The 26,921-nt window shown below is 49.5% G+C and carries 25 protein-coding genes; 19 read left to right on the top strand and 6 right to left on the bottom strand.

Going from position 1 to position 26,921, the window contains the following annotated elements; all coding sequences use genetic code 11:
• Positions 1-76: 76 nt before the first annotated feature.
• The 10 genes from ACZ50P_RS04270 (at position 77) to ACZ50P_RS04315 (ending at position 10,848) form a co-directional block, all read left to right on the top strand.
• Entirely contained in the window at positions 77-1,021 is a 945-nt protein-coding gene (locus tag ACZ50P_RS04270) for an ABC transporter ATP-binding protein (RefSeq protein WP_464133702.1), read from the top strand.
• Positions 1,018-1,791: an ABC transporter permease gene (locus ACZ50P_RS04275; RefSeq protein WP_464117992.1), complete on the top strand. Its 774-nt coding sequence runs from the start codon at positions 1,018-1,020 to the stop codon at positions 1,789-1,791. The genes ACZ50P_RS04270 and ACZ50P_RS04275 overlap by 4 nt, the downstream gene beginning before the upstream one ends.
• Before the next feature lie 2 nt (positions 1,792-1,793).
• Positions 1,794-3,329: a GldG family protein gene (locus tag ACZ50P_RS04280; RefSeq protein ID WP_464133705.1), complete on the top strand. Its 1,536-nt coding sequence runs from the start codon at positions 1,794-1,796 to the stop codon at positions 3,327-3,329.
• Entirely contained in the window at positions 3,329-4,312 is a 984-nt protein-coding gene (locus tag ACZ50P_RS04285) for a DUF4340 domain-containing protein (RefSeq protein ID WP_464133707.1), read from the top strand. The genes ACZ50P_RS04280 and ACZ50P_RS04285 overlap by 1 nt, the downstream gene beginning before the upstream one ends.
• The gene (locus tag ACZ50P_RS04290; RefSeq protein ID WP_464133710.1) at positions 4,312-5,304 is read left to right on the top strand and encodes a GHMP family kinase ATP-binding protein; all 993 of its coding nucleotides are present in this window, start codon (positions 4,312-4,314) and stop codon (positions 5,302-5,304) included. The genes ACZ50P_RS04285 and ACZ50P_RS04290 overlap by 1 nt, the downstream gene beginning before the upstream one ends.
• The gene (locus ACZ50P_RS04295; protein WP_464133712.1) at positions 5,250-6,194 is read left to right on the top strand and encodes a DUF429 domain-containing protein; all 945 of its coding nucleotides are present in this window, start codon (positions 5,250-5,252) and stop codon (positions 6,192-6,194) included. The genes ACZ50P_RS04290 and ACZ50P_RS04295 overlap by 55 nt, the downstream gene beginning before the upstream one ends.
• 138 nt (positions 6,195-6,332) lie before the next feature.
• Positions 6,333-6,824: a DUF3015 family protein gene (locus ACZ50P_RS04300; protein ID WP_464133715.1), complete on the top strand. Its 492-nt coding sequence runs from the start codon at positions 6,333-6,335 to the stop codon at positions 6,822-6,824.
• Between the two features lie 190 nt (positions 6,825-7,014).
• A complete protein-coding gene (locus ACZ50P_RS04305) occupies positions 7,015-8,067 on the top strand; it encodes a PepSY-associated TM helix domain-containing protein (protein ID WP_464133717.1) in 1,053 nt (350 codons plus the stop codon).
• Positions 8,068-8,098: 31 nt separating this feature from the next.
• Positions 8,099-10,027, top strand: a complete 1,929-nt coding sequence (locus ACZ50P_RS04310) for an Lnb N-terminal periplasmic domain-containing protein (RefSeq protein WP_464133719.1) — start codon at positions 8,099-8,101, stop codon at positions 10,025-10,027.
• 8 nt (positions 10,028-10,035) lie between these two features.
• Complete coding sequence (locus ACZ50P_RS04315; protein ID WP_464117984.1) at positions 10,036-10,848, top strand: methyltransferase domain-containing protein; 813 nt, start codon at positions 10,036-10,038, stop codon at positions 10,846-10,848.
• A 6-nt stretch (positions 10,849-10,854) separates the two neighbouring features.
• On the opposite strand, the gene ACZ50P_RS04320 is transcribed toward ACZ50P_RS04315, so the two are convergent.
• On the bottom strand, positions 10,855-11,781 hold the full coding sequence (locus ACZ50P_RS04320) for a CorA family divalent cation transporter (protein WP_464117983.1): 927 nt from the start codon (positions 11,779-11,781) through the stop codon (positions 10,855-10,857).
• Between the two features lie 9 nt (positions 11,782-11,790).
• On the opposite strand from ACZ50P_RS04320, the gene ACZ50P_RS04325 reads away from it, so the two are divergent.
• From ACZ50P_RS04325 to ACZ50P_RS04335, 3 genes are all read left to right on the top strand, one after another.
• The gene (locus ACZ50P_RS04325; RefSeq protein ID WP_464133721.1) at positions 11,791-12,645 is read left to right on the top strand and encodes an alpha/beta hydrolase; all 855 of its coding nucleotides are present in this window, start codon (positions 11,791-11,793) and stop codon (positions 12,643-12,645) included.
• A 69-nt stretch (positions 12,646-12,714) separates the two neighbouring features.
• Positions 12,715-14,253 carry a penicillin-insensitive murein endopeptidase gene (locus ACZ50P_RS04330; RefSeq protein WP_464133723.1) on the top strand — a complete coding sequence of 513 codons (1,539 nt, stop codon included), beginning with the start codon at positions 12,715-12,717 and terminating at the stop codon, positions 14,251-14,253.
• A 127-nt stretch (positions 14,254-14,380) separates the two neighbouring features.
• The gene (locus tag ACZ50P_RS04335; protein WP_464117980.1) at positions 14,381-15,496 is read left to right on the top strand and encodes a phosphatase domain-containing protein; all 1,116 of its coding nucleotides are present in this window, start codon (positions 14,381-14,383) and stop codon (positions 15,494-15,496) included.
• 31 nt (positions 15,497-15,527) lie between these two features.
• On the opposite strand, the gene ACZ50P_RS04340 is transcribed toward ACZ50P_RS04335, so the two are convergent.
• A complete protein-coding gene (locus ACZ50P_RS04340; protein WP_464133725.1) occupies positions 15,528-16,334 on the bottom strand; it encodes a TonB family protein in 807 nt (268 codons plus the stop codon).
• 41 nt (positions 16,335-16,375) lie between these two features.
• Positions 16,376-16,780 (bottom strand): preprotein translocase subunit SecG, encoded by a 405-nt coding sequence (gene secG / locus ACZ50P_RS04345; RefSeq protein ID WP_464117977.1) that lies wholly within the window; start codon positions 16,778-16,780, stop codon positions 16,376-16,378.
• 141 nt (positions 16,781-16,921) lie between these two features.
• On the opposite strand from secG, the gene ACZ50P_RS04350 reads away from it, so the two are divergent.
• On the top strand, positions 16,922-17,392 hold the full coding sequence (locus ACZ50P_RS04350) for a hypothetical protein (protein ID WP_464133727.1): 471 nt from the start codon (positions 16,922-16,924) through the stop codon (positions 17,390-17,392).
• A 3-nt stretch (positions 17,393-17,395) separates the two neighbouring features.
• Here ACZ50P_RS04350 and ACZ50P_RS04355 read toward each other — a convergent pair whose 3' ends face one another.
• Positions 17,396-17,644, bottom strand: coding sequence for a hypothetical protein (locus ACZ50P_RS04355; protein ID WP_464133729.1), 249 nt, complete (start codon positions 17,642-17,644; stop codon positions 17,396-17,398).
• Between the two features lie 167 nt (positions 17,645-17,811).
• Here ACZ50P_RS04355 and ACZ50P_RS04360 point away from each other — a divergent pair, with 167 nt between their 5' ends.
• The 3 genes from ACZ50P_RS04360 to ACZ50P_RS04370 are packed head-to-tail and all read left to right on the top strand — an operon-like array spanning position 17,812 to position 20,604.
• Positions 17,812-18,993, top strand: a complete 1,182-nt coding sequence (locus tag ACZ50P_RS04360; protein ID WP_464133731.1) for a hypothetical protein — start codon at positions 17,812-17,814, stop codon at positions 18,991-18,993.
• 15 nt (positions 18,994-19,008) lie between these two features.
• The gene (gene tmk, locus ACZ50P_RS04365) at positions 19,009-19,644 is read left to right on the top strand and encodes a dTMP kinase (protein ID WP_464133734.1); all 636 of its coding nucleotides are present in this window, start codon (positions 19,009-19,011) and stop codon (positions 19,642-19,644) included.
• Positions 19,645-19,668: 24 nt separating this feature from the next.
• Positions 19,669-20,604 carry a DNA polymerase III subunit delta' C-terminal domain-containing protein gene (locus ACZ50P_RS04370; RefSeq protein ID WP_464135179.1) on the top strand — a complete coding sequence of 312 codons (936 nt, stop codon included), beginning with the start codon at positions 19,669-19,671 and terminating at the stop codon, positions 20,602-20,604.
• A 134-nt stretch (positions 20,605-20,738) separates the two neighbouring features.
• On the opposite strand, the gene ACZ50P_RS04375 is transcribed toward ACZ50P_RS04370, so the two are convergent.
• Positions 20,739-23,264, bottom strand: coding sequence for a hypothetical protein (locus ACZ50P_RS04375; protein WP_464133736.1), 2,526 nt, complete (start codon positions 23,262-23,264; stop codon positions 20,739-20,741).
• A 112-nt stretch (positions 23,265-23,376) separates the two neighbouring features.
• On the opposite strand from ACZ50P_RS04375, the gene ACZ50P_RS04380 reads away from it, so the two are divergent.
• Positions 23,377-24,198: a TatD family hydrolase gene (locus tag ACZ50P_RS04380; protein WP_464117971.1), complete on the top strand. Its 822-nt coding sequence runs from the start codon at positions 23,377-23,379 to the stop codon at positions 24,196-24,198.
• A 15-nt stretch (positions 24,199-24,213) separates the two neighbouring features.
• Here ACZ50P_RS04380 and ACZ50P_RS04385 read toward each other — a convergent pair whose 3' ends face one another.
• On the bottom strand, positions 24,214-25,092 hold the full coding sequence (locus ACZ50P_RS04385; protein WP_464133738.1) for a S1 family peptidase: 879 nt from the start codon (positions 25,090-25,092) through the stop codon (positions 24,214-24,216).
• 218 nt (positions 25,093-25,310) lie between these two features.
• Here ACZ50P_RS04385 and ACZ50P_RS04390 point away from each other — a divergent pair, with 218 nt between their 5' ends.
• Positions 25,311-26,900 (top strand): beta-sandwich domain-containing protein, encoded by a 1,590-nt coding sequence (locus ACZ50P_RS04390; protein WP_464133740.1) that lies wholly within the window; start codon positions 25,311-25,313, stop codon positions 26,898-26,900.
• The last annotated feature ends 21 nt before the right edge of the window (positions 26,901-26,921 follow it).

The following is a 26,921-nucleotide window of genomic DNA, read 5'->3' on the forward strand; positions in this document are numbered from 1 at the left end:
AAGCAGGTACCTTTTGGATTGACTGGTGACAGGCTCAGCCTAAAATTTTCATTTAGACTACAGAGGAGATTGCACCATGATTCAAGTCAAAGATCTCACGAAGGATTATGGTCCAAGACGGGCCATTGATAAGTTAAACTTTTCTATTTCCAAAGGTGATGTTGTGGGCTTCCTCGGCCCCAACGGCGCAGGCAAATCCACGACTATGAAAATCATCACCGGCTTTATGGCTCCCAGCCAGGGCAGTGCTTCAGTAGCAGGATTTGATGTTTTTGAAAATCCTTTGGAAGTTAAAAAACGAATCGGCTATCTGCCGGAGATCCCGCCAGTCTATGCCGACATGTATGTGCAGGATTATCTGCGCTATGTGGCAGCCTTGAAACAAGTGCCGAAAGAAAGAATCGAAAGCGCAGTTAAAAATGCCATCGAAAAAACCAATCTGGGCGATGTGCAGAAGCGCTTGATTCATCACTTGTCCAAAGGTTTCAAACAGCGTGTGGGGATCGCGCAGGCCATTGTGTCGGATCCTGAGGTTCTGATTCTGGATGAACCGACGGTGGGGCTGGACCCCAAACAAGTGGCTGAGATCCGCGAGCTGATCAAAGCCCTGAAGGGGCAGCACACGATTATTCTTTCCACGCATATTCTTCCCGAGGTGGAAGCAACTTGCGAAAAAGTCATCATCATCAACAAAGGCCGCATTGTCGCGGAAGACAGTATTCACAATCTGGCGACCATGGAGCAAGGACAGATCCGCCTGCATGTTCGTTTGCGCAAAGGCGTAGAAGACATGCAAAGTGTTTTGTCCGACATGGGTTCAGTGATCGGGGTTCATTCCGGAGCTTCGGCGAAAGAATGGGACATTGATATCAAGGGCAGCGAAGAAGCGGTGGACAATATCTCTGCTCTTCTGGTGGGCAAAGGCTATGGTCTTTTGGAACTCACCCCCGCCAAGCGTGATCTGGAAGATGTGTTCTTGAAACTGACTTATGGACAACAGGAAAAAGGAGGCCCGGCATGAGCGGCACTCTCGTGATTTTCAAAAAAGAACTAAAAGGTTTTTATCTGAATTCGACTTTCTGGATGATTTGTTTTTTGGTCAGCCTGGTGTTTAGCTGGGTGTATCCGATTCAGCTGAATCTGTTTTCGCAGTTGTTGATGAACTATGTGATGCAGCAGGGAGTTCCGCAGAATCAGTTGAACATTCACTATGGTGTGTTCCTGCGTCAGCTTTCTTATCTGAATCTGCTTTTGATTTTCGTGGTGCCGGCGTTGACCATGAAACTTTTTGCAGAAGAAAAGAAGCTTCGCACCTTTGATCTGCTTTTGACCTCGCCGGTGACGTCGTTCCAGATCGTGATGGGTAAGTATATGGCGGCTTTAGGTGCTGTCGCGGGCATCGTGTTTTTGGCACTGCTGTATCCGCTGGCAACTTCGCTGTTGGCAACTGTGAACTGGGGCCCGTTGTTTATTGCCTTCCTGGGTATTTTCCTGGTGGGTGGGGTTTATGCGGCGATGAACCTGTTTGCGTCTTCGCTGACGGAAAACAGCATCGTGGCTTATGTGGCGTCGGTGATCTTTAACATTTCTGTCTGGTTCATTGGAATCGGCACCGAAGTGGTGGACGGGGAACGTGCACGGAAGATCTTTGAGCACGTGTCCCTGAGCAGTCATTTGTCGGGTTTGGTGGAAGGCACCGTGCGAACCAATGGTCTGGTTTTCTTCCTGAGTATTATTGTGTTGTTCTGCTTCCTGGCAGAGCGTGTTGTTGAATCCTCACGTTGGAGATAATAATGAGCAAATTAGGTAAAATTTCATTTTTGTTTGCTGGTATCTCATTGGTGGCGATGATCATCACCCGTTACCTTTTAGGTGAATGGGTGCCTTTCTGCTGGCTGTCTTTGGGGATGGCGGTGTTGTTCCTGATTGTGGGTCTGGTTAAAGACCGCGGCTTTTTCAAGGAATTCTTCACCATGAAGACCACCAAAGAAGGCATGAGCATGGGGGTTTTGATCCTTCTGACTCTGGCTCTGTTGATTGTGGTGAACTACATCGGGGTTCGTCATACCAAAACCTGGGACTTTTCTTTAGCCCAGACCAATACTTTGTCGGATCAGTCGATCAAGCTGGTCAGGTCTTTGGATTCCGATCTGAAAGTGTACTTCTTCTATAAGAAGGGTGTTGAGGGCAACGAGGAAAATCGTCGTCTTTTCCGGGAACTGATTAAGAAGTATCAGGATCAAAGCTCAAAAATCCAGCTGGACTTTGTGGAAGTGAATGAACGTCCGGATCTGTCTCAGGAATTTGGCGTGGATAAAGGCAGTGGTGTGGTGTTCCTGGATTACAAGGGGCGCCGCAATCGCATCGAAAAAATCGATGAGCAGGACTTCACAAGTGCTCTGGTCAAAGTGACGCGTGAAAAAAACAAGACAGTTTATTTCACGGTCGGTCACGGTGAAAAGAGCCTCAATGACAACAAAGAAGGCCTGGGGCTGGGTTCCTTGAAGTCCCTGCTGGAAAACAATCGCTATCTGGTCAAGGAGCTGCCGTTGATTCAGAATCCGAAGATTCCTGAAGATGCGGATGTGATCGTGATCGCGGGGCCGGTTCAGGGGTTCCAGAGTTTTGAAATTGAAGCGCTGGAGAATTACCTGAAGGGCGGCGGCAGCCTTTTGCTGGCCCTGGAGTCTCAGAATTCTGCGGGTCTTGAAAAATTGACCTCCAAGATGGGATTGCAGTTGGGGAACAACTACATCCTGAATCAGGTGGAAACAGTGATGGGCCGCGGGATCAACCAGGGTCCGACCTTGGGTGTGATTTTCTCGATGAACAACAAGATCACCAAACCATTTGGTCGCAGCGAAGCAACCTTGTTCCGTTTCCCGCAGTCTTTGAAGAAGGTGGAAAGCGTGAAAGGCATCGTGGTGGATGAACTTGTTTCTACAGCGCCGAACGCGATGGCATTCCCTTCTTTGCAGATCAAAGGAGAAGGTGTTGAGGATGCCTATGCACTGGTGGATGAAGTCAGCGGCAAGTGGGGTGGCGATGAAAACGCCAAAGACTTCACGGCCATTGTCGCCGGAGATGTGGACTTCCTGACCAATCAGATGCTTTATCAGAATTTGAACCGGGATCTTGTTCTGAATTCGATAGCGGCTCTGGCTAAAGAGGAAAACCTGATCAGCATCACGCCGAAAGAACCTATGGCGACACAAATGCTTATGACAGAAACCAAGTTCGGTGTTTTCTTGTTTGCTTTCATCATCCCACTGCCTATTCTTTTGCTGGGAACCAGCATTGGGCTGTGGCTTAGAAGGAGAAATGCGTAATGAAACTCAAAGGGCGTACAATACTTGTCATTTGTCTTCTGATTTTTGGCGGTTATGCCGTGTATGACTTCTTCAGTGAAAAAAAGGCTGAAGAAAAGCGCGCCATGGACGCCCGTCTGATGACCGTGGAGTTCGATCAGGTGGAGCAGATCGAAGTTGAAAAAGGTAATCAGAAAATCGTTCTGAAGCGCGGCGTGGACGGATGGTCCATGCTGGAGCCGTTGAAGGACGCGGCAGACAATACCGCAGCGGATGACTTTGTCAAAGGGGCTTTCCCCGAGCGTATCATCGAAGTGGCCAAAGAGGGTGAGGGAATACAATGGGCCCTCTATGGGCTGGATAAGCCTTTGGGAAAAGTCACTTTCAAAAGCACGGCTGGCACTCAGGATGTTTTTGAAATTTCAGAGAAACGCAACTTCGAGGATAACACTTTTGCCCGTCGTAATGGTGAAAACCGTGTTCTGCTGGTCAACTCTGTCTGGCAGAACCGTGTGAATAAGACCGTGATGGACTTTCGTGAACGCCGCTTCCTACGTCATAAAATTGCCAGTGTCGATGAGATCAGTATCAAAAACGACAAGGGTCGTTTACTGATCCGCCGTGAAGATGGCAAGTGGCTGGCGCCGGACAAGAAAGATCTGACACTGGATCAAAACAAAGTGCGTGAACTTCTAAGTCAGATCGCAGATGCCAAAGCCTCTGAAATTGTGGAAGGCAAGCTTCCCGCATTGAAAAACCTTTTCACCATGGAATTGGTGATGAAGGATTTGAAATGGAAAGCCGAGGTCGGGCAGGCGCAGGATCTGGGGATTTATGCCAAGGTTTCCGAACCGGCCCAGCAGATGAAAATGGAAGCGGGGGCTTTGGATCGTTTTATCAAAATTGTCCTCGCGGACTTGCGCGAAGAGGAAGCTCCGAAGGATAATAAGAAAAGCACGACGGATGAGCAGCAGGCCATGATGGCCGAGCAGAAAGAAAAGTAATGCAGAAGATTGTCGTTAAATCTCCCACACGCGTGGATTTGGCAGGGGGCACACTGGATTTGTGGCCCCTTTATTTGTTTATCAATGGAGCTTCCACCGTGAATGTGGCCATCGATATTTATACCGTGGCAGAGCTGACCCCTCACGACGATGCGACTATCGTGCTGGAATCCGCTGATCTGAAGATTCGCAAAGCCTATAACAATCTGGTGGATGCGTTGTCTGATCCGGATCCTAAGATGGTTCTGTTGCAGACTCAGCTTCGGTATTGGAAGCCTGAGCGAGGTTTCACCCTGAAGACCTCCTCGCAAAGCCCGGTGGGAGGCGGCCTTGGTGGCAGCTCAAGTCTGACAATCAGCTTGATGAAAGCCTTTTCGCAATTCTGTGGGAAACCGTTCCGTGATGTTCATCATATGGTGCAGGTGGCTCATAATATCGAAGCGGAGATTCTGAATACGCCGACCGGAACACAGGACTACTATCCAGCGGCTTCCGGGGGGCTGAATGTCCTTCATTATAGCTATGATGGAATCCAGCAAAGTGTATTGCCGGTATCCCAGTCTCCATTGGCTGAAAAGTTCATGCTGGTTTACACGGGGAAGGCTCATCACTCGGGATTGAATAACTTTGAGGTGATGAAAGACTCTGTGGTGAAGGATGCCCGGACTCTTCAGGCCTTGCGTGATTTAAAAAGCATTGCCATAGAAACGGAGCACGCGGTCCGGTCAGGAAACTGGAAAGAGCTGGGACCCTTGTTTAAACGTGAGTTCGATGCCCGAGTTCGTTTGGCCCCGGAATTTTCAAGTCCTGAGATCTACAAGCTTGCCGAAGTCTCTTTGCAGAATGGGGCTGAGGCTGTTAAAATTTGTGGAGCTGGGGGCGGCGGATGTGTTCTGGTCTGGTGTCCTCCGGATAAACGTGAGGGAGTAGCCAACGCATGCCAAAAAGCCGGCTTCCAGGTGATGGACGCAAAGCCCGTCGATCCCCTGTAAAGAAAACGACGAAGAAGAAGACCGCAGCTCCCAAAAAAGCTGCGGCCGAGTCGTCGTCACATGCCGGAGAGGTGCATCGTTTTATCGGCTTGTCCCTGGGGGGCGGCAAATCCGATAAAGCCTGCGTTGCTGTCCTGGAATACTATCCCAAGCACAAGAAAATCTTTCTTTCCCGTCTGGTTGAAAAAATTAAAAGTGATGAAGTCCATTCTGCGGACTTCAAAGTTCAGCAAGTCATCGACCAGTATCACAATGAAGTTGATATGGTGGCCTTTGACGTGCCCTTCCGTTTTCCGGTCTGTCTGGAGTCCAAGGACTGTTGTGGAAGTATAGAGACCTGCAAGAAGCCCCATGTACAGTGGATGTGGGAATACACTCGCAAGCTGCACAAGAAGAAGAAACCACGTAAGCTCTTCACGCCGTACACACAAAGATGCGTTGAGATGTACCTGTCTTCTGAGCTGGAAGAGCCATTTATCTTGCAACATGCGATGGGCGCAAACAGTGCCCCGTTGTTGGCGCGTGCCATGTTCTTGCGCCGTCATTTGAAAATGAAGTGTGTGGAAGTCTTTCCAAAGCTTTCCGTCTGGCGCATCGGGCGCTCGTTAAATGTAATGAAAAGCCACCTGCGTTTCCATAAGCATGCCATTGGCGGTGATGAAAGCCGACGGGAGATCTTACACGCGTTAAGTGCTCACAATGTCGCCTTCGTCTATGATCAGGACGTGAAGTTGATGATCGAAAACAATCACGCCTTCGAGGCCTTTATCTGTGCCTTGACTGCGTTCCTAAGTTTCAAAGGCAGCACCGAGCCTCGTCCGGAGGGCTTCCCTTCTTCAGAAGACTGGATTGAGTTCCCGAAGATCAACGTGCGTTGGGATGGGTTCTAGATCTTTGGACTTAGGTCTAGCTCCCAGTGTCCATCTGCGTACAGGTCCTTGTGCCCAACGATAACAAAACTATTTGCCGTTTGTGTGATTCGAGGACACAATTTTTTCAGGCAAATCCAATATACTTCGGAGGTTGAAATGAAGTTGGTTAAATTTGTTGTTGTAGCAATGTTGGTTTCTGGTGTGGCTCACGCTCAAAAGAAAAAAGGTCTTTTGGAAGAAGCGTCCGGCCAAGGTTATGGTTCTGCAGGTTGTGGCTTGGGTTCTATCGTCATGGGTTCTGGTGGTAATCAGATTCTTGCTGCAACTACAAACGGCACTTCTGGTAACCAAACTTTCGGTATCTCCACAGGGACTTTGAACTGCCAGCAAGATGGTATCTTCAAATCCGGTAAAGAAGTTCCAGCTTTCATCGAAGTGAACAAAGTGGCTTTGGCTAACGATGCTGCTCGTGGTGAAGGTGAGACTTTGGCGGGTCTTGCAAACTTGATGGGTTGTGATTCCAAAGCTATGGGCACAACTTTGAAAAAGAACTACAACAAAATCTTTGTTGAAACAAACATGCAACCTGCTTCTATCGAAGCAAACATCAATGCAGTTGTTTCCCAAAACAATGTTTGTGGTGCTTAATATCTAGATCTCAATAGTTGAGAATCTATCAAAACGCAGTGGTCACCCCACTGCGTTTTTTATTTTCCTGATAATTGGTTTTCATTAGATTTTCAAAATCTCATCAATGAAGAACTAATAAGGTCACTAAGTTGTATATTCACTTTGAAACCGTTATCCAGTGGCCATGAAAAGAGCCGTTCACAAATTCATGTTATGGGCCCACCGCTGGTTGGGGATTGTCATTGGGATTCACTTTGTTCTTCTAGGATTGACGGGAAGTTATCTGGTTTATACCGAAGAAATTGATGCCTTGATGAAGCCTGATCTAAAAGTGGCTTCCGCAGCGCCGGTGGTGCCGGATCTGGAGCGGATTGTTCAAAGTGCCCGTCAGGGTTTGGGTGTGGATTCCAACCCCACACGTATGACGATCGCCTCTGAAGATTCGCGCTACAATCATCGCATCATGTTCAATATTCCCAAGGGTGAACAAAAGCGCCGCTTTGTGACGGCCTATGTGGATGCCGCAACCTTTGAATTCAAAGGCTCCGAGGTGTTCAAGGAAACACTGGGGGGATTCTTTTTTGTGTTCCACCATGATTTATTCTCGGGTGGGACCGGTCGCACGATCGTGGCGGTGACAGGGGTTTTAAGCATGATTCTTCTTTTGGGGGGATTGTACTTGTGGTGGCCTGGTCAGGGAAAAAGTTGGAAGCGCAGTCTTCGCTATAACAAACAAAGATCTTTTCTGGGATTCAATCTGGAGCTGCATAAGTTTTTAGGTTTTTATTCCTTGATTCTGATGTGTATTGTGACGTTCTCGGGGATTTATCTGGCAAGGCCGGATTGGTTCTTCCCACGTGGTCCCGGTGAGGGAGGCGGTCCCGGGGGTGGAGGGCCTGCGACTTCATCAGTCTTGTCTTTCTCTGTCGTGCAGCCGGTGTTGTCTTCTTTGCTGGAAGAAGATCAAATTGCGCAGTTCCGTATTGATATGAAGGACAATAAGCTGATGGGTTTGGCGCGTGATCCGGAGCATGGTATCAGCGGCTGGGAGTGGGATCTGGCCACGGGGGAGCTTTTGAATACCAAGCTGGTCAAGGACCGTGACTTCAAGAAAAAGTTCGGCGACTTGCAGCGAGCCTGGCACGTCGGTGATTTCTGGGGCGAACTGGGAAGATTCCTGGTGTTTGTATCAGGAATTCTGCCGCTGGTGTTTTACTTCACCGGCACCTATTACTGGTGGAAGAAGAAAAAGAAGGCTTGATAAAAATGCATGAACCCACAAAGATGGGTTTATGCGTTGGATTTTCTTAGCTTTTGTTTTGATTTTTGGGGCCTCGCAAGAGGCCTTTTCTGCCTCTGCCGACTGGGATTTAGTACTAAAATCCATTCGTGATCGCCGACTTGGCAACCAGCGGCAGTGGCATAAGCTTTTGCACTTTGAAAAAGATTTTTTCCGTATTCAGGAAAGTCAGATCGACAGTGATTCTTTCTTCTATTCACCCGTCGGGAAAAAGAATCCTGTGGCCGAACTTGAAGCCACGGCACAGAATTTCTTTCAAGGGGAGGCCACTGATGTCAACGATCGCGCACAATGCCGCTTTCCGGCGCGCTATCGCTGGTTGAAGGGACAACTGAAAGATCTCAAGATTCAGTGGCCGGACCTTTCCTGCGAACGCTACGAGGCTTTTGCCAAAGGTCTGCAAGGCGAGTCCGTCTCTTTGGTGTTCTCCAGTTATTACATGAACAATCCCTCTTCGGCTTTTGGTCATACGTTTTTGCGCATTAATAAAAAGCCCTCCGCAAAAGATGGTCAGCGCCACGAGCTTTTGGACTATGGCCTGAACTACGCAGCGGACACAGACACCAACAACGCTTTCCTATACGGATTTAAAGGCTTGTTTGGAATGTTCCCAGGCACCTTCCGCGCGATTCCTTACTATTACAAAGTTCGTGAATACAACAATGCAGAGTCGCGCGACTTGTGGGAGTACGAACTGCGCCTGGGACCTGAAGCCGTCGCGATGCTGGTGGCGCATGTGTGGGAACTGGGACCGGCCCGGATTGATTACTGGTATCTGACTGAAAACTGCTCCTATCACATGCTGAGCATTCTGGAAGCCGCAGATCCGAGTGTGGACGTACTAAGCAAACTGGATCAGTATGTGATACCGGCAGACACCGTGCGTGTTCTCTGGACGAAAACAGATCTGGTGAAGTCCTTCGCTTATCGTCCCTCTGTGCGGGAAGTTTTTTTTGTGCGCTGGAACCGGCTGACAGACAGTGAAAAAGATCAGTTGTCTTGGTTGGCGCATCAAATCACGGTGCAGGATGAAATCGTCTATTCACAGGAGTTTTTGAAAAGTCCCGCAGCTTCGCAGGCGCGTGTTTTGGACACTTTTATCGACTTCATTGATTTTCGATACTCCACAGAAGTGCAAGAGGCGAGTCGCGAAGGTCAGTTGAAAATGCGGGTGCTTGGTAAGCGCAGTGAAATTGAACTGGCTCCGGAAGCTGTGACGATAAATCCACTGCCGCAGGATCAGCCTCACCTGGCGCATCCTTCAGGCCGTTGGGGCCTGGGTGTCAAGCACGATACGGCGGACCGCGATTATCTGTTGTTGTCCCATCGTTTCGCTTTACATGATCGTCTGGATCCGGCGTGGGGCTATCCACGCTATTCCCAGATTTCCTTTTTTGATTTGGATTTTTCCTATGGAGAATCCTATTCCGAACCCGATCGAAAGAAGTTTGATCTGGAAAACTTCTCGGCCTTTGAGTTGATCTCTGCCAGTGAGTGGACGTCCTTGTTGCCGGAAAACTCCTGGAGATTCAAGTTGGGGGTGGAACGCACTCAAAATGAAAACTTCAACCCCGTCCATGAAGCCGTGGTTCGTCTGGGCTATGGCTGGACTTTTGGTCTTGGAAAGTTTGATTTAACAGCCCAGTTGCAGGGCGAAGTGCATTACGGCGCAACGCTGTCAGAAAACAATTTATGGGGCGGTGCCGGTCCGCTGGTGGATTTGCATTATCAGGTGAACTCATATTGGTCTGTAGAGGCTTTGGCGCAGTACCGCCGCGACTCATCATGGGACCGACAGGACTATCTAAAAACCCAGATTCAGACGCAATGGAGTTTCAGCAAGACTTGGGGACTTCGCGCTGTGTACCGTAACCAGAGATTCCTTGAGGAAAGCAGTCTGCAGCTATTAAATTACTATTGAGGTGTTTAATGGCTGATTTTCCTTACCTGCATGGTTTTACCGCGGAAGAACAAGATCGCCTGCGCAAACAGGCGCGCTTCGGCGAGCACACGGTTTACCAGAATATCAATTTGTCCAATGTAAAGGATTTGCTCGAGGTCGGCTGTGGAGTCGGGGCCCAAAGTGAAATCCTTTTGCGCCGTTTCCCCGATCTGCAATTAACCGGTATTGACCGCAGCACCAAGCAACTGGCGGCAGCTCAGCAAAGACTTTCCAGTCTGCCTTTTGCACAAGGGCGTTTCCATTTACAGGAGATGGATGCCACCTCCATGAAGTTCCAGTCGAACTCTTTTGATGGAGCTTTCTTGTGTTGGATTTTGGAGCACGTTCCGGATCCGATTCGTGTTTTGTCAGAGGTTCGCCGTGTCCTGCGCCCAGGGTCCGTCGTGTATGTGACAGAAGTGATGAATGCGTCCTTCTTCCTGGATCCTTATTCTCCGAATGTCTGGAAGTACTGGATGGCCTTTAATGAATACCAGCTCGAGCAGCGTGGTGATCCCTTCGTTGGTGCGAAGCTTGGGAACTTCCTGATGCAGCTGGGATACCATGATATTCACACCGAGATCAAAACCTGGTTCCTGGACAACCGCTATCCCCAGGCGCGCAAGGATTGCATCGAGTATTGGACGGAACTTCTTCTGAGCGCCAGTGAACAGTTGATCGAAGCTAAATGTATTTCTGAAGAAGTCGTTCAGGGGATGAAAGATGAAATGGCCCGGGTTGCCAATGACCCGAATGCAGTCTTTTTCTATTCGTTTGTACAGGCACGGGCTCGGACCTAATTTCGGTCAGAGCTCGTCTTTTTTCAACCAGCCCTTTTTGTAGATCCAGTAAGTGATTCCGATCACCACGAACAGCATAAAGCTGAGCGTGACATAGTAACCGTTGGGCTGATGCAGCTCGGGCATGTTTTCGAAGTTCATTCCATAGACTCCGGCAATGAAGTTCAGTGGCAGGAAGAAGATCGAGAACACGGTCAACACCCGCATCACTTCATTGGTGCGGTACGAAGCCTCGTTCGTCTTTTGTGACATCAGGGAAAGATGCAGGCTTAAGAGTCCGGTGATCTCTTCATAGATGTCATCGGCATAGAAGCTGAGCTTTTCCAGGGGCTCGCGCACCTGTTGAAGATCTCGCAGGGGCAGTTCTTCGTGCTGATGAATTTTGTTAAAGACATCCAGGGTGAACTTAAAAATCTTACGGTACGAAGCGGCTTTGCGTTTGATCTGATAGCCTTCCCGCAGAATGCTTCGGCGTTTCAGGGTGAAAACGCGCTCTTCGATAACATCTGTTTTAGCATCGAGTTCATCCAAAGGGGCATCAAAGCTTTTCACCGTTTGCAGGCAAAGGGATTTGACCAGGGCCAGCAAGGGGATCTGTTCAAAAGCCACTTTGTCTTTTTTGATGTTAATGCATTCTAGGGGGGCGCGATGAATGGTCAGGACAAAGTCTCGTCCGACGAAGAACGCGATTTTGGTGGTTAAAGATTGAATGGTTCCGGCCTTGGGTTTTGCCGTAGCATCGTGGTGGCGCAGAATGAAAAAGCAGGACTTTTCAAAGAACGTGCAAGAGGGGAGATGTTCCGGATCCAGACAACTCATCAGGGCATTTAAAGGGATTGGAAACTCTTCGGCCAGCTTTAAAAGTTCCTCTTGCGAAGGAGCTTCGCAGTCTACCCACTTATAGTCTTGCCATTGATGTTCAAATCGTTTCATGATTTCAGTATGACAAAGTTTTCCAGGCTTCGCCGTTTCTTTTTCGGATGCATTGCGACGATATCTCTGACGGGATGTCAGTCGTTTTTTTATTATCCAATGAAAGAAAAGCTTTTTGATCCGGCCAAGGTCAAAATGCAGCCAGAGGATGTCTTCCTAAAAACCCAATCGGGCAACACGGTCCATGGTTGGTATTTTGCCTCTGCACAAAAAGACAGTCGTGGCACGATGCTATTCTTTCATGGCAATGCGGAAAACATCACATCACATTTTTTGATGTTTCATTGGTTGCCAGCCCAAGGCTACAACTACTTCATCTTTGATTACCCCGGTTATGGTCTTTCTGATGGCAAACCCAGTCCGGAAAGCACCGTCGAAGCGGGGATAGCCGCTGCGGAATGGTTGCATCAGAAAAAAGATTCTCGTCCTTTGATTATTTATGGCCACAGTCTTGGGGGGATTGTGGCATTGAAGACCGCTGAAGAAATCAAAGACCGCATTCCCGTGCGCAACATTGTGATCGAAGCCAGTTTCCGCTCTTATAAGGGTATGGGCCGTGATGTCTTAAGTCGTCGTTGGTGGACATGGCCGTTGCAGCCAATGACTTATCTCGCTTTAAGTGATGAGTATGCCCCGGCCTCGCTAAGCCAGTTTTCACCGATTCCGATGCTGTTTATAACAGGGTCCGATGACAAGGCTGTTGAGCCGGAAAACACCCACAGGATGTTTGCAGAAGCGGCGGCCCCCAAAGAGATCTGGGTGATCCCCGGGGGACATCATGGCGACCTTTACGAGCTGGGCAACAGGGAGCTGCGGGAACAATTCACGTCCTATCTATCTAAAACTTCGACAGTCCTGAAGTAGCGGGTACTGTTTAATTTCAATACAAAGTGCGTCTCCTTTGGGACACGTTTTTGCAACGTATTCGGCAGGATGAAGTACTTTATCAAGACACTCACCATTTTAGTTTCCTTTGTTATGATGACCACCGGTTGTGCGCCGGATTCCCGTGAGCAGGGTTCTGAGGTGAAAACCACCTACGAACCCGCCCAGCCGAATATTCAAGATGAAGAAGGATACAAAGTCGTTCGTGGCTCAACCCGTGTTCAGGATGTGAGTGTGAACTTCGATTCCACCACCAAAGGCATGACCTTGAAGGGGCGTGTGGAGTTTCTTCCCGTACGAAGCAAGACCGTGCAGACTGTGGATCTGAATCTGGCGGGTGTCCTGGATGCAAATGGCTTTATCGTGTTAAAACCGATGAACCTTGCACAGGCGCAGTCCGAGTCCTTGAAAGTGGCCGCCAAAGCCACTTGTTTAAGTGAATCCGGTGACTGCCGTTCGTCTTTCATTGATATCTATGTGTACCACAATGACATCGTTTATCATCATCAGGTCGAGTCCATTCAGGATGATTTGACAGCCGCTGATCCAGAGGAAGAGCAGCTTCCAGAGGAAGACTTGGAAACCGAAGGCGGTTCTGATGATGTGGAAGGTGAGCCAGGCCGTTACGTCGGTGACGTTGTGGATGATATCGAAAAAATTCTGGAAGTCAAAAAGCCGGAAGTGAAAAAAGAAGAGCCTAAGAAGGAAGAGCCAAAGCAGCAGGAGCCCAAAAAAGATCTGCCAAAGCCAGAGACTCCGCCGCGCAAAGAAGAACCTAAAAAAGTGCCACCTAAGACGGAAGCTCCTCCTAAAAAAGAGGAACCTAAAACAGCTCCTCCCAAAAAGGACGAGCCTAAGAAGGAAGAACCCAAAAAAGAGGAACCAAAGCAGGAGCCCAAGGAAGAGCCTAAGAAAGAAACCCCTGCGGTGGGACCCGTCATCAACAAGGTCAGTCAGGCCATCGGAGCTGTGAATGCTGGTCGCTTGGAAAATGCGGCTAATATGCTGGTGTATGAAAAGAATCATCAACCGGCAGGTTTCCACGTGATCCGTCCGGAACGTAAGGCTCACTTTGCGACCAATGAGCTGGCTTACATCATCGTGCAAATGGCAAATCTTACGAAAAAGGATATGCCTGGCTATGAGCTACCCATCGGCGACTTGTCCCGAGAAAAGGGTGGGAAGCTGGGACGTCATAAGTCCCACACCAACGGTCTGGATGCGGACGTGGCTTTTTATTTCGACAATAAGAATTTGCAAGGTGCGTTCACATCTGCTGTGACCATTAATAAACCTCATCCGAACTGGATGATGAAGCAGCAATGGAAGCTCTTTAAGGAAGTTGTTAATACTCAGTTGATCGATCGTATCTTTATTCACGGGACTTTGAAGAAGGCCCTGTGTGAACATGCGATTGCCACGGGAGAGCTTAAAAAAGGCGATATGCAAAGTCTGGCGGCGCAAACCCTGCGTCGTCTGATCTCTGAAAAAGACCACCACAATCACTTCCACCTGCGTGTGAAGTGTTCGAAAGCTCAAGTCCGCTGCCGTCAGATGGCGGAGCCCGTAAACACTACCGGTTGTTAGCCGCGACTTGTGAAAAAGACCCATCTGGCTGCGTTGTCGGCAGGCCTTGCATCTGGACCTTTTTGACAGGCCGCTTATCCATTTGTTAGGGCTGGCCCTTCGGGCGCCGCGTTTTTTTGGAGGGTGTTTGCTTGCTCTCTGGGGTTGGCTGCTTCAGAATCTTGGTATGGCGGATTGGCGTGATCGAAGCGAGATGAATGGGGATGTGGTGTTCTTTCGGTATGTTTCCGAAGGGATGGAGAAAAGTCACGAAGAGGTCTTTTTGTGGGATCTCGATAAGACTTATCTGGATACGACCATCGATTCTTTGTCCGGGTTGATGACAACCATTCTGGAGCGGGCTCTCAATAAAAAGAACATTCCTGGGACCAATGTTTTGCTGCAGTCTCTTTCCCAATTCCGCAAGCAGCAAAAAGGTTACATGTATTTCCCGATCTATTTCATCACGGCGTCACCTCCGCAGATGGAAGAGCGGATCTCTGAAAAGTTCGCACTCGACAACATCCGGCCGTTTGGCTGCTTCTATAAAGACAATCTGGCAAATCTTCGCCCGGGGCGGTTCTGGCGCCTGACCAAGCAAGTGGGTTATAAGCTGCAAGCCCTTTTGCAGTTGCGCACTCGTCTGGCTGAAAATGTCCGTCAGATTTGCTGGGGTGATGACAGCGAAACCGATGCCATCATCTATAATTTGTATTCGGATATTTGTTCGCGCCGATTGGGGCCCAGTGATATCCGTTCGATCTTGGAAAAGCTCAACGTCACAGGCGAGCAGGTCAATACGATTCTGGAGCTGCAGGCGCAGATTCCGGAAAACGATCCGGTTGAAAAGATCTATATCAATCTGGCGACAGACACGGATCCTGATTATTATCTTAAATTTGGCCGCCGTACCTTGGCGACTTACAACACTTTCCAGGTGGCTTTGGATCTTTATCAGGATCATCGTTTGAATTTGGAAGCCATCTACAGCGTGGTTCAGGATATGGTCTATAACTACGGCTATACTCCGGAAGAATTGATGAAAAGCTTCGACGAATTCATTCGTCGTGGGGTTCTGGGCGAAAGAGCTTACCTGGAGATTCGTCCGTTCTTTATCGAAAAAGGTCTGCTGCATTCTTCTTACGAGCCCAGCGTCGCGCCACTGAAAGAAAAGCTGGTGGATGAAGGGCACGTCTATGAGATGGAGGGCGTGCATGAACCCTGGATTCCTGATCGCATTGATTACATCCATGACTACCGCTAGAGGTATGGCGTGAGGTTGCTAAACAATAGCGCTATTCGAAGCGCAGCGGGAAGACGGTTGAAATCGGATCGCCACCGAAGGTTTTAAACTCCACACGGCGAATCGCTTCCAGCAGACATTTTTTAAAGGCCGGGTCGTTCAGATTGCTGCTGGCAATATCGGCCTGATGAACCTTGCCGGTTTTTTCAATTGTAAAGCTGATGGAAACCTGTCCGACCACGCCCGGTGTTTTTTGTAGCAACTGGGTGTAACACTTAAAGAACGAATTGCGATGTGTGCGCAAGGTGTCCTGAATAAACTCCGAGGTCAGGCCTTCGGCTTTCACCGCCGGGGAACCCGCAACTTCAGTCTCTGCCGGGGCCAGGTCTGGCAAAGTTTCCGTCGGAGCTTGTTTTTTGTAGTTCATTTCATAATCGGTGGCGGTCCAGCGAACGCCGTCTTTGGAAATATAAACACTGCCTTCGCGCCCGTAGTTTTCAACCTGAACATCGCCGCGCTTGATCACCAGAACAATGCGTTCGTTTTCTTCATCCAAAGTGATGAGCGAGTTTTCCAGAATGCGGATACGATAGGCCGAATCAAATTCCATCGTGGCATCGCCATCCACACTGGTTTCAACCGAATCCAGGGCGAACAGGGTGGATTTGCGAGTCAGGGTTTCCTTGGAAGTCATGTTGTTGCGAAGAACAAAGACTTTTCCCAGATTCAATTCAAGACGGGCCAAAGGGCGTGCGCCAGGTTTGCTTTTTTCAGTTTGTGAAGCGATGAAGAGAGAAAGTGCGACGCTTATAACGCCAATGATAATCAGAGATGGGATCAGCCAGTTGTTCTTCGCCATAGAGAAACTATAGCGAAGAACCTGTAAGGAATGTACTAAAATTACTTCTGAGCAGGAGCTGCAGTCGCAGCAGGGGAAGCGGCTGGAGTTGCCGCTTCAGCAGGAGTCGCAGCAGGAACAGCGGCCGCACCCGCAGCAGCGTCAGTTCCTTCAGTTGGGAAATGCTCTTGAGAAGGGGCTGTTGGCAGCGGAAGGCTATCAACAACAGATTTAGTTTTGGAAGAAGTCATTGTCGCCAAAGCCAAGCAAGTCACTGCGAAGATGATGGCTGCCCATACTGTCATTTTGCCAGCCAAAGATTGTGCGCCAGTTGCACCCAACAAAGAGTTAGAACCGCTGGAACCACCCATGCCCAAAGCTCCGTCGCTTTTTGAGTCTTGGATCAAAACCAAAACGATCAAAACGAGAGCAACGATGATATGCAAAACGCCGATAAATGTAGTCATTTTCTGTAATCTCCCAAAGACCCCCAAATATATGGATATTGAAGGTTTTCGTCCACCCCAAAGTGACCCAATCCTAGCGACTTGATGCGCATAGTCATGGGTGTGTTGAGTCTCGCGGCCTTCCCGGTCACCATAGAGTCTATGAAAAAGATCAGCTTTGTGATTTTGTGCCTGTTTTTTGGGCTTCTTGGGGGATGCACTTCTCAAGAGGGAAAAATTGAAAAGAAAGCTCAGGAGCTGGGAGAAAGAAAGTTCCAGGAGCTTCTGCAGCAGGAAGCCGATGAAAACATCAAACAATCCGATTGGCTGAACAAAGCTTATGTAGAGTTTATGACGGAACGATCCGAAGTTATGGTCAGTGAAGTGAAATTACAAAGCCAAACCCGGGCCACGGCGGCTGTGATCGTGAAAAGTTATCCGGTTTCCCTGCGCCGGACTTTGGCGAAGATCGCCGGGGGCATTGAAAACTCGCGCAGTCGTCGCTTTAATTTTAGCGAGGCTTTAGGTCTGGTGGGTCAGCAAACCGGCGGCACGGCAGAAACTGTCGAGCAGCCTTTGATCACCTACAAGTTCAATAAAACATCCGCCGGAACTTGGGTGGTGGAGTTTTAATCCTTACCAGATTCTACCGGGGCATTTTGCAGTGAAAGTGTCATAGCGAAGTGTGTAGGCGCAGCTCTTGTTGCGGGCCTCATCACGCAAACCATCACAGTAAGCATTCAACGAGTTGAAAGTCTGTTTGCCGGTGTCGCAGCCGTTATAGCTGAACTGATAACTGAAGCTTTCGTCTTTGCTTTCCGCAGAGCAGGCAGCCAACATCCATAGAGTCCCAAGAATCATCAAGGCTTTCATAAATTCTTTCATAGTGGGAGGAGACTTCCAGAAGCTTCGGGGACCGTCAAGGGTCGGCTGAACCAAGGACAGAGCAGGCTTGGGCTCGCTGTCTAAGCCCTAAACAGAGAAAAATAGAGGAATCAAATAGTTAGCAATGTAAAATACCGGGTCTTGGGTTTGCAACTGCCGCCCTTAAGATGAAAACTCTACTTGGTTCCCTTTTGTTGGCGTCCGCTTTGTTAGCTCCTTCCCTCCCGGCGTGGGCTGGTCTGTCGTCTTCAATTGAGACAGTCGAAACCGAGGTCATCGAAACAACCCTGGAAAAGGTGCAGGCTTCAGAGCAAGCCGAACGCCTGCGTATTCAGATCGGGCAGGGCGAGCGGGAGCGGGTTTTCGAGTTCGAAACAACGCCGGACCGCGAGGCGATGAAAGAGGCCCTGGGACTGAAACTTCCAGAGAAAGTCAAAGCCGAGATCCTGGCCCGTGGTGGTTCGATTGAAGAAGCCGATCCGATGAAGGCATTTGAAAGTCTGCCGGCGGATCGCCAGAGGAAGTTTCAGGAAATGCGTGTTCTCTTCCTGACCAATGCCGCTCGTATTTTGAACGCCACCAAGTTTGTCTATGGGGCGGGCAGTGTTGTCGGTGACGGTCTGAATTTCGTTAAAGTAAAAGCCAAACAAGCGATCGGCAAAGAAGTCGAAGTTGAAACCCGCGTTCAGCGTTCGTTCCAGGTTCGCAGTCACGAGGCCGCTCAGGCGATCTTACGTGGTTTGGATTATAAGCTGTGGTCACAAGCTCCGCTAGTGATTGATTCCAATGAATTTGGTCTGAGTATTTCTGCGGGTATTGTCGCCGAAGCCGGTGTCCTTCATAAAGGCGGCGGTGGCGCCCAGGAAGTGGGTTTTAGCTTGGCTTACAATAAAGCCCAGAAGGCCTTTGTGTTTGAACTGTTTCATAATTCAGAACGCTTTGATAACTCGAAAGCGGCGGTGACGGTGGCCGGGATTGTCGGCAAAATGGGCGTGAGCATGGGACGCAGGCAAGGGGCTGAAACCCTGAAGGGCAGTTCATTTTATCCTCCGGCGATTCCGGGCTACAGCACTTCTTCGCCAGAGTTTTTCGCGTCTGGATTAAGCTCCAGCCTGGGGTTTCCGCCTCCGCCTTTCGCAGATCTTTTGACCTTTACCAACCGCTTTGAACGACATTCTTTGATCCGCATTACGGTGTCCCCGGTGGTTCCTGGCTTTATTCGTATCCAAATCGCCGATGTTCGCGGCGGAATGCAGCTTGTTGCGATGCGATTTGTTGACGTCTATCGTGCAATATCTGAAAAAGTCCACTTGGGCGGACGCCGTGCGTGCGGCCCCGTATTTAACTAGATATTGCGGTGCGAAATGAAATTTCTGGTATTCGAGGGGCTTGATGGCTCCGGCAAAAGTTCTTTGATGGCAGCTTTGGAAAAAGAGCTGCAAAAACGCTCCATTGAGTTTCATCGCACGCGTGAACCTGGTGGGACCCCGCTGGGTGATGAAATCCGCCACATGATTTTACGCAAAGAAGGCCCGGCCCCCACGGCGCGCACGGAATTGCTGCTGTATGAAGCCAGCCGTTCCCAGCATGTCGATCAGGTGATCCGCCCGAAGCTGGCTCAAGGATTGTGGGTCTTGTGTGACCGCTTTGCTGCAAGCTCTGTCGCTTTCCAAAGTGGTGGGCGTGAAATTTCTGAAGCTGATGTGGTCATGCTGAACAACTTTGCCACCAGTGGATTGAAGCCCGATGTGACAGTGCTTTTGGATCTTCCTGTAGAAGAAAGCCGCCGTCGCCGTCAAGGCCGCGGGGCTCAGACGGGTGAAAGCGAAGACCGTATCGAGTCTGAAGCCGACACTTTTCATGAAAAAGTACGTCAGTCCTTCCTGCAACAAGCTCGCGCTGATGAGGCCGCGTGGTTGGTTCTGGATGCGCGTGAAACTCCGGAAGTTCTTTTCAAGCAACTTCTTCAGGCTTTGGCAGACAGAAAAATTTTGAACTAAAAGGAATTGCAACCTGTGGCACGTATGCTCGATTTCGTCCTGGGACATCAGGAGACAATCAAAAAAATGGTGGAGTCTTTCGAAAACGGAAGACCGGGCCAGACGTTTTTGTTTGTCGGTCCCGGAGGTATCGGCAAAAAACTGACTGCCATGGGGTTTGCACAGGCTCTGCTTTGTCCTTCCAGTAAACGGGGCTGTGGCAAGTGCCCGTCCTGTTTCCGTATGTCTCAAGGTAGTCACGAGGGGTTGAAAGTCATTGCTCCGTCCGGGGCGAACATTAAGATGGAACAGGCCAAAGAGGTTCTGGAATTCCTAAGCTTGAAAAGTCTGACGGGCAATCGTGTGATCATCATTGATCAGGCGCAGACCCTGAATCCGCAAGCCGCCAACTCTTTGCTGAAAACTTTGGAAGAACCGCCGGAAGGCACCTTCTTCTTTTTGATTGCGCCAAGTGTGGCGGGGATTTTGCCAACGATCCGTTCGCGTTCCCGCATTGTGCAGTTCCGTCCATTGACTCAGGAAGATCTGGGCAAAAAAGTGAAAGCTCCGACCTGGGCTTTGAAGGCCGCCGGTGGCAGCTTTGAAAAGCTGGCGCAATTGCAGGAAGGTCCCGAACAGGAAGTGCGCGAAAAAGCGGTTGAGATTCTGACGTTGTTTATTCAGGACAGTGATTTTCTGCTCAATGAACTATGGCGTACAGAATTCAAAGACCGCGCCCAAGGTCAGCGCATGATTTCTTACTGGATCGGCTTTGTGAAAGACGCCATCTGTCTGCAAGAGGGTGCAAAGACCCAGATCGTGAATCTGGATCAGGCTCCGTTGATTAAATCCCTGGCAGAACTCGATCGTCAGTATCTGCTAAGACTTGTCCAAAAAGCTTTGCAAGTAGAACAAGCCTTCGGCGCCAACCGTGACCCGCAATTGGTTGTGGAAGAGTTTTATATTTCCACGCGTCCTTAGTTATTTTAATTGGAAAAAACAAGCTCACCGACATTGATGCGGTTGTAAAACAAAAAGGACCGCCCTGCGGCAGTCCTTTTTGTTTTTCGTGAACTTTGCGACGCCCGCGATTCTATCAAGGGCTTTGCGAAAGCTTATTTCTTATTAATCGACATGAACAGCACCATGTTCTTACGGTTGAAGTCGCGGAAGGCGCAGATGCGTTCAGAGTGGTTCAAAGCCTGTTGCATTTGTTTGCTCACGCCTTTGTCGTTCAAGTGGCTGTTCAGTCGCTGATCGTAGGACATATCGTAGCCTGTGACGCCTTTGAACGGGGACTTCAGGACGGTGCCGTTACAGATCGTTTTCAAAGCTCTTTGATCGTTAAAGGCCAAAGCCTGTACACACAGTTGCGCTTGCAGGTAAGAGGACTCATCGAACTCACTCTGCGGTGACGTCGTACCAGTGCTTTTCAACGGATAGCGGTCCGCATGTTTGAAGTAGTACATGTAAATGCCCAAAGCAGACGTCGGATTCGTGATAAGATCCCAGTCATCCTTCATAAAGTCCAGCATCAGACGGTGAGTTGAGTCCACCATCGTGCTCATGCGGCCCGTGCGACCGTCGCTGACGCGTTTTAGCGTTGCGATGTTGGCAATGATGTTGTCCTTTAAAAGTTCTTCCAGAGCTTCCAGATTTCCTTTGTTGATCTTCAAAGCCATGTTCAAGTCAGACTGAATGTTGGCTGGATTCCCGTTATACATTTGCAGCATACGGTCCAAAGCCGCCATGCCGGCCTGGATGAAGATCTCTTTTTGCTTCTCTGTGAAGTTTTCCTCTGACTTCAAGAGCTGGATATAGTCCTGATAAACGAAGTTCACCAGGCGGTTTGCCAGGAAGCCAGAGCGAGCCTGCATCACCATGAATTCATCAAAGACCGTGTTGATCAGCTTTTCTGCTGCTGTCGCTGCTGACTTGATGTCCTCTTCCGTCAAGTTGCGAGCGTTCACTTTCGATGCAAAGGTTTTACCGATACGCTCGACTTCATCGAAACTGTTCAAAATACGGCTGATACGGGACTGGGTGTCCATGATGGTGGACACCACAGAGGCATCACCGGATTTTTCCACGCGCACCTTCACGATATCCAGATAGTCATGGATCACACGCAAGCTGTCTTTCACGGTGTAGTTTACATCCGTCAGGGCTTCGTTCACCAAAGCCTGCTTATCAACGATGTACCAGTTGCTGAAGTAGGAAATAACCGAGATATTGGCTTCCCGCCCGAGATCCTGCATGTTGCGACCAATCGTTTCAGCCAAGGTCACCGGGTCTTGGAACTGTTTCAGTTCCATGTAGTGTGCCTGCAACCAGGCATCCGCTGAAATCGGCATCATTCCCACGGCTTTACCGGCGACCTGATCCGGAACCTCATCCATACCGATTAGGAAGAATGGGATTTTCAGCGGAGTCTTATTCATGGTGAAGAAGTTCGTACGGCCTTCACCGCGGAAGCCTTCACCGTTGATCATGGCTTCGGAAATTGTTTTAACCAATTTCACCACGGCATTTTGTTTGGCTTCCAAAGACGGAAGCTGTTTGATGGTCATCAAAGTGGAGTTATATGTTCCCAGCAAAGTCTTTAGACCTTTATAGAAGTCTGCTACTTCCTGCTGGATGCGGTTTTGGAAGTCTGCATCGGTCGGAAGTTTCGGGTCTACCCCGATCTGGATCTTTTGCATCCATTTGGTGATGTTCGGAATGTGGGTATTTAGAACGTAATGACCCAGGAACGGATTTTTTGCATCCACTTTGCTGCCTTTTTCCTGGCGCCATTCGATATTGTTCATGCCATCTTTGAATAAACTCATGGCATCGCGGGCCTGACAGTAGGATTCACTGGTGACTTCCATCAAACAGGACATGGAAGCCAGGAATTCCTGTTCGTTGAGTTTTCTTAGAACTTTTGAAAATTTTCGTTCGCGCACGACGCTGGAAAGTTTGGACACTAGGGTGGCCATCTGGCTGCCTGTGGAATCCTGTCCAGAACCCGCAAAGGCTGTCGCCACCTGAATCGTGGAGGCCAGGAAGTTACCCATCACTTGCTGGCTATCGCCCATCAAACACTGATCCAGTTGGGGAAGGCTGTCGACGACTTTATTGAGGATGCCGATACCAGCTTTGGTGCTTCGTTGAATTCTTTCTCCAAAATCTTCCAGGCGACTGGACATGTTTTGCGCCATGGCCGTGCTGGCGTTGTCAGCGCCCACTTGAGCGGAAAGGGTTGCGCCTTCAATCGATCGATTCATCATCAGTTTCATGACCTGATTTTTCATCTCAGGACTGCTGGTGGCAAAAGTGCGCAGAGCTTCGATTTCGGCCGGGATCTGTGACAGACGGGCAGAGCGCTTGGGGCTGTCAGAGACGTTTTTAACCTGTCCTTGAAGTTCGTCGATAGCCGCTCGGGTGGCATTTCCCAGAGCCTGACAGTTTGGATCATCTTTTAACTGCAAAGTGATTTTGCGTAAATTCTGTGTGGCGGAAAGAGCATTCTGAGTCCAAACCCCTTGGGAGGCACAAGCTCCACCGAACGCATAAGCAGAACTCAGTCCGCTGGCTTCCTGGGCTTGGGCCGCGAGGCTGGAGGAAACGAGAATAGCGCTTATAAAGGCCTTTTTCATAATGCTCCCTGATGTCTCAGAATGAGACTCAATAAATAAAAATTCACTCAGAGTCCTTAAAAGCAAAGGCTGGGCCTGTTTGTCTGTAATATAGGGGATCTAAGCAGGCCTGGTGACAAAACAGGCTAGACAGTTGTTAGAGGTGTTGAATATACTGCGCCCCATGGAATGGATTGATATTCACGCACATTTGAACATGCTCGAAGAGGGTGTTGACGCCGCTATTCAAAACGCCAAAGCCGTGGGCGTGAAGAAGATCATCACCATTGGGACCCAGCCCGAGGATCATCCTATCGTCCTGGACATCGCCCGCAAATACTATCCCGAAGTGTACTGTACCCTTGGGGTTCATCCGCATGACGGAGGCACCTACACCGAAGCGGCAGGGAAGTTTATTGAAGAGCATGTCAGCGAGCCTTGTGTGGTGGCTGTCGGTGAAATCGGACTGGACTATTATTATGACAATTCCCCGCGGGATCTGCAGAAAGAAGCCTTCCGGGCTCAGCTAGAGATCGCCAAACGCACCAAGATGCCTGTGGAAATCCATACGCGGGATGCGGAAGAAGACACGATTGAGATTCTAAAAGAGTTCAAAGGTGAAGTGAATGGTCTGATCCACTGCTTTACCGGGACGGAGTGGCTGGCGCGTCAGGCTTTGGACGTCGGATTTAATATCTCTATCAGTGGCGTTGTGACTTTCAAAAGTGCCGACAGTCTGCGTGAAACCGTCAAAATGCTGCCGCTGGATCGCATTCATGTGGAGACGGATTCTCCCTTCCTGGCGCCGATTCCAATGCGCGGAAGAAAGAACACGCCGGCTTATGTGCTTCACACCGCCAAGTTCGTAGCGGATCTCAAGGGGATCAGCCTTGAGCAACTGTGTGAGCAGACCAAAATCAATGCGCTAAAGATGTTTCCAAAAATTCAGTGGTAGTAAAACACCAAGAGTTTACTCGACAAACTCTTGGGACATGCTCAGCAGTTTGGTGCGTGTTTTTGCAATCCATCCGGCAAATGGTGCGACCTTCGTGGCCTGACCAATGCCTTTGCAGCTGCTGAAGCCGTTAGGAAGTTTTTTACCCAAGACGGCCGAATTCACGCCGATCACCTTCAGGGTTCCCCCTTCATGAAAGAACTGTGGTCCCCCAGAATCGCCCTGGCATATAAAGGACGGCACTTCCGAGTTCAGCCAGTAGCGATCGGCAAAGCGGCTGTAGGTGCTTTCAACCTTCATGATTCCTTTGTGGAGCTGACCGATCGAGGCCCACGAATCCTCCCCCGGACGCCCGGTGTAGTCTTTCGAACGCCCATATCCATAGACATAGACCGTTTTGTTCGCATAGTTGGCCTTGGTGTCCATGTCGATATCCACATAGCCATAGCCTTCGGGGATGCCCCCCTGGAAGGTGGCCACTGCAATGTCATGGTCATAGCGTAGGGTGGAGTTGTAAGTGCCATGACGCTGGTAATTCAAACCTTTGCGGGCGACCGAGTTGGAGATATCGTAGTTATTCGTAAAGCGCACATCAAAGCCTGCAAAACCCTTGATACGACTTTCATCAAAGCAGTGGGCTGCAGAAAGAATCGTCTGAGGCCCGATCAGGGTGGCCGTGCAGAAACCCAAGGATTGGCCAAAACGATTTTTGATATCAAGTAAAACCACACTGCGAGCCGCCTGGCTGGCGCGCTCATATATAGGTGTACCACCTATAATATCAAATGAAGAACTTTCGTTGGAACTCGATAACGACGCAGAGTTCGGGCTGCAGGCTGTTGCGCCCAGAACAAGGGACAAGATGACGGCGGCAAGCAGTGGAAGTGCTTTCATATAATGTGGCTCCTTGATGAATCTCCAATTGCTATCTTGAGAATAGTCTGTTTGCCCGTTGCGGTTATGTAAACTGCAAAAAGACAAAAAGGGGCAAGCTGACAAACTTCTGATCAACTTCTTTTTTCGAACGCGGAATTAAGTGGAACTCATTTTGGTATGTACCTTGCTTTAGGGAGGTTGTTCAAAAAATGAGTTACTTGATGGGAGTCCTTGCTATGGAACGTAGGTTAGTGGCGACGGTGCTTTTGGCGCTGACAATGATGCAGGCATCTGCCTATGCAGAAGTGATTTCTGATTTGCCTGTGCCCGGAGAGTCCGGCGAGATGGCAGTCACTGAAACCGTGACCACAACTCAACATTCCGGTCCAAAAACTCCACCACCTCCTGTGACGGAAGATGTAAGTCGTCAGTACACGGGACAGGTTCAGGTCAATGAGCTGTCCCGCAGAAAAGACGGAGAAATTCGTAAGGTTACTTTGCGTGAACCTATCACTTTGCAGAATCTTGAAATTAAAATTTTGAAGAGCCGTTTGAAAGTTCATGAAGTGACCTTGCTTCTGGCCGGTGGACAGCGAGTGGACGTGCGAGAACTACGCAATTCTGCTGTCGCCAACACGGGCACCACGCTTTCTTCCGGGAACCTCAATGTCAGTGAAAGAGTCACGGCGATCGAAATCCGTGCAGAGTCCTATGGTGTGGAAAGTGATCTGTTGCTGACAGCAATGTCTTATGCTGGGGCGCTGAATATGACGGCGCAAGGGCCGGCTGTGAAATCATCCACACCGGCACCACTGCCTGCTCCGGGCAACCATGCGGAAGAGTTGGCGGTGATCCGCGTCGGTGACAAAGTTCATTTTGACAACGGCAACGACTATGTTGGTCAGGTGCTTGAGATCTTTGAATCCGGCAAGGCGCGTGTAAAATTTGAGGGCTATTCTGAGCCATCCATAATAGATGTTAAGAACCTGGGGCGTTCCGTGAATTGTAAAAATGGTCGTTGCGTCGGGGACCGGGTTCTGTTCCAGAATTCCTCAAATAGCTATGTTGGTGTGATCACGATGTCGTTTGCTGATGGCAAACATCAGGTGCGTTTCCCGGGTTACAGCTCTCCATCTTATATCAGATCAGCAAGCCTCAAAAAGTCTGTGAAATGTGCAGACGAGATCTGCGGCGGAGATCGCGTGGTCTACAAAAGTGGTTCCAATCATTATGCGGGCACAGTTCAGGAAGTGTTTGCCGGTGGTCAGGCTTCAGTTCGCTTTGATGGGTATTCCGGCAATGATTACGTCAGCACCCAGAGATTGAACAAGAATAAATCCTGCGCTTCGGGCATCTGTGTGGATGATCGCGTACTTTATTACAACGGCAGCAACCACTATTTGGGGCGCGTGGCCGAGATCTTCGGTGATGGTTCAGCCAAAGTTCGTTTTGATGGATACGGTGGTTATGACTACATCAAAGCCGACCGTTTGACGAAGCCGGTTACTTCTGTTGGTAGCTTCTCTGTGGGAACAAGAGTTCTATTCGCGGGCAGCAGTGTGTACGTTGGTACTGTCCGAGAGATTTTTGCCAATGGCACAGCGGCGGTGCGCTTTGATGGTTACTCTGGCAGTGATTACATCGAGACCAAACGTTTGGGGCACGCCATGAATTGCTCCGGTGGGATCTGTGTTGGAAATCGCGTGATCTACAACAATCAGTATACAGGCACGGTCAGAGAAGTCTTCAGCAATGGATATGCCTCTGTGAAGTTCGACGGATACAGCTCCGTGGACCATGTCACAATTCGCAATCTGGTGAAATAGTTTTTAAATTAAATATTGAAA

It is taken from the genome of Bdellovibrio sp. CKG001 (assembly GCF_055397465.1).

Excerpts from the sequence above, each read along its gene's own strand:
- ACZ50P_RS04270 (WP_464133702.1), top strand. The coding sequence starts at position 77 with ATGATTCAAGTCAAAGATCTCACGAAGGATTATGGTCCAAGACGGGCC.
- ACZ50P_RS04275 (WP_464117992.1), top strand. The coding sequence starts at position 1,018 with ATGAGCGGCACTCTCGTGATTTTCAAAAAAGAACTAAAAGGTTTTTAT.
- ACZ50P_RS04280 (WP_464133705.1), top strand. The coding sequence starts at position 1,794 with ATGAGCAAATTAGGTAAAATTTCATTTTTGTTTGCTGGTATCTCATTG.
- ACZ50P_RS04285 (WP_464133707.1), top strand. The coding sequence starts at position 3,329 with ATGAAACTCAAAGGGCGTACAATACTTGTCATTTGTCTTCTGATTTTT.
- ACZ50P_RS04290 (WP_464133710.1), top strand. The coding sequence starts at position 4,312 with ATGCAGAAGATTGTCGTTAAATCTCCCACACGCGTGGATTTGGCAGGG.
- ACZ50P_RS04295 (WP_464133712.1), top strand. The coding sequence starts at position 5,250 with ATGCCAAAAAGCCGGCTTCCAGGTGATGGACGCAAAGCCCGTCGATCC.
- ACZ50P_RS04300 (WP_464133715.1), top strand. The coding sequence starts at position 6,333 with ATGAAGTTGGTTAAATTTGTTGTTGTAGCAATGTTGGTTTCTGGTGTG.
- ACZ50P_RS04305 (WP_464133717.1), top strand. The coding sequence starts at position 7,015 with ATGTTATGGGCCCACCGCTGGTTGGGGATTGTCATTGGGATTCACTTT.
- ACZ50P_RS04310 (WP_464133719.1), top strand. The coding sequence starts at position 8,099 with ATGCGTTGGATTTTCTTAGCTTTTGTTTTGATTTTTGGGGCCTCGCAA.
- ACZ50P_RS04315 (WP_464117984.1), top strand. The coding sequence starts at position 10,036 with ATGGCTGATTTTCCTTACCTGCATGGTTTTACCGCGGAAGAACAAGAT.
- ACZ50P_RS04320 (WP_464117983.1), bottom strand. The coding sequence starts at position 11,781 with ATGAAACGATTTGAACATCAATGGCAAGACTATAAGTGGGTAGACTGC.
- ACZ50P_RS04325 (WP_464133721.1), top strand. The coding sequence starts at position 11,791 with ATGACAAAGTTTTCCAGGCTTCGCCGTTTCTTTTTCGGATGCATTGCG.
- ACZ50P_RS04330 (WP_464133723.1), top strand. The coding sequence starts at position 12,715 with ATGAAGTACTTTATCAAGACACTCACCATTTTAGTTTCCTTTGTTATG.
- ACZ50P_RS04340 (WP_464133725.1), bottom strand. The coding sequence starts at position 16,334 with ATGGCGAAGAACAACTGGCTGATCCCATCTCTGATTATCATTGGCGTT.
- secG (WP_464117977.1), bottom strand. The coding sequence starts at position 16,780 with ATGACTACATTTATCGGCGTTTTGCATATCATCGTTGCTCTCGTTTTG.
- ACZ50P_RS04350 (WP_464133727.1), top strand. The coding sequence starts at position 16,922 with ATGAAAAAGATCAGCTTTGTGATTTTGTGCCTGTTTTTTGGGCTTCTT.
- ACZ50P_RS04355 (WP_464133729.1), bottom strand. The coding sequence starts at position 17,644 with ATGAAAGAATTTATGAAAGCCTTGATGATTCTTGGGACTCTATGGATG.
- ACZ50P_RS04360 (WP_464133731.1), top strand. The coding sequence starts at position 17,812 with ATGAAAACTCTACTTGGTTCCCTTTTGTTGGCGTCCGCTTTGTTAGCT.
- tmk (WP_464133734.1), top strand. The coding sequence starts at position 19,009 with ATGAAATTTCTGGTATTCGAGGGGCTTGATGGCTCCGGCAAAAGTTCT.
- ACZ50P_RS04370 (WP_464135179.1), top strand. The coding sequence starts at position 19,669 with ATGCTCGATTTCGTCCTGGGACATCAGGAGACAATCAAAAAAATGGTG.
- ACZ50P_RS04375 (WP_464133736.1), bottom strand. The coding sequence starts at position 23,264 with ATGAAAAAGGCCTTTATAAGCGCTATTCTCGTTTCCTCCAGCCTCGCG.
- ACZ50P_RS04385 (WP_464133738.1), bottom strand. The coding sequence starts at position 25,092 with ATGAAAGCACTTCCACTGCTTGCCGCCGTCATCTTGTCCCTTGTTCTG.
- ACZ50P_RS04390 (WP_464133740.1), top strand. The coding sequence starts at position 25,311 with ATGGAACGTAGGTTAGTGGCGACGGTGCTTTTGGCGCTGACAATGATG.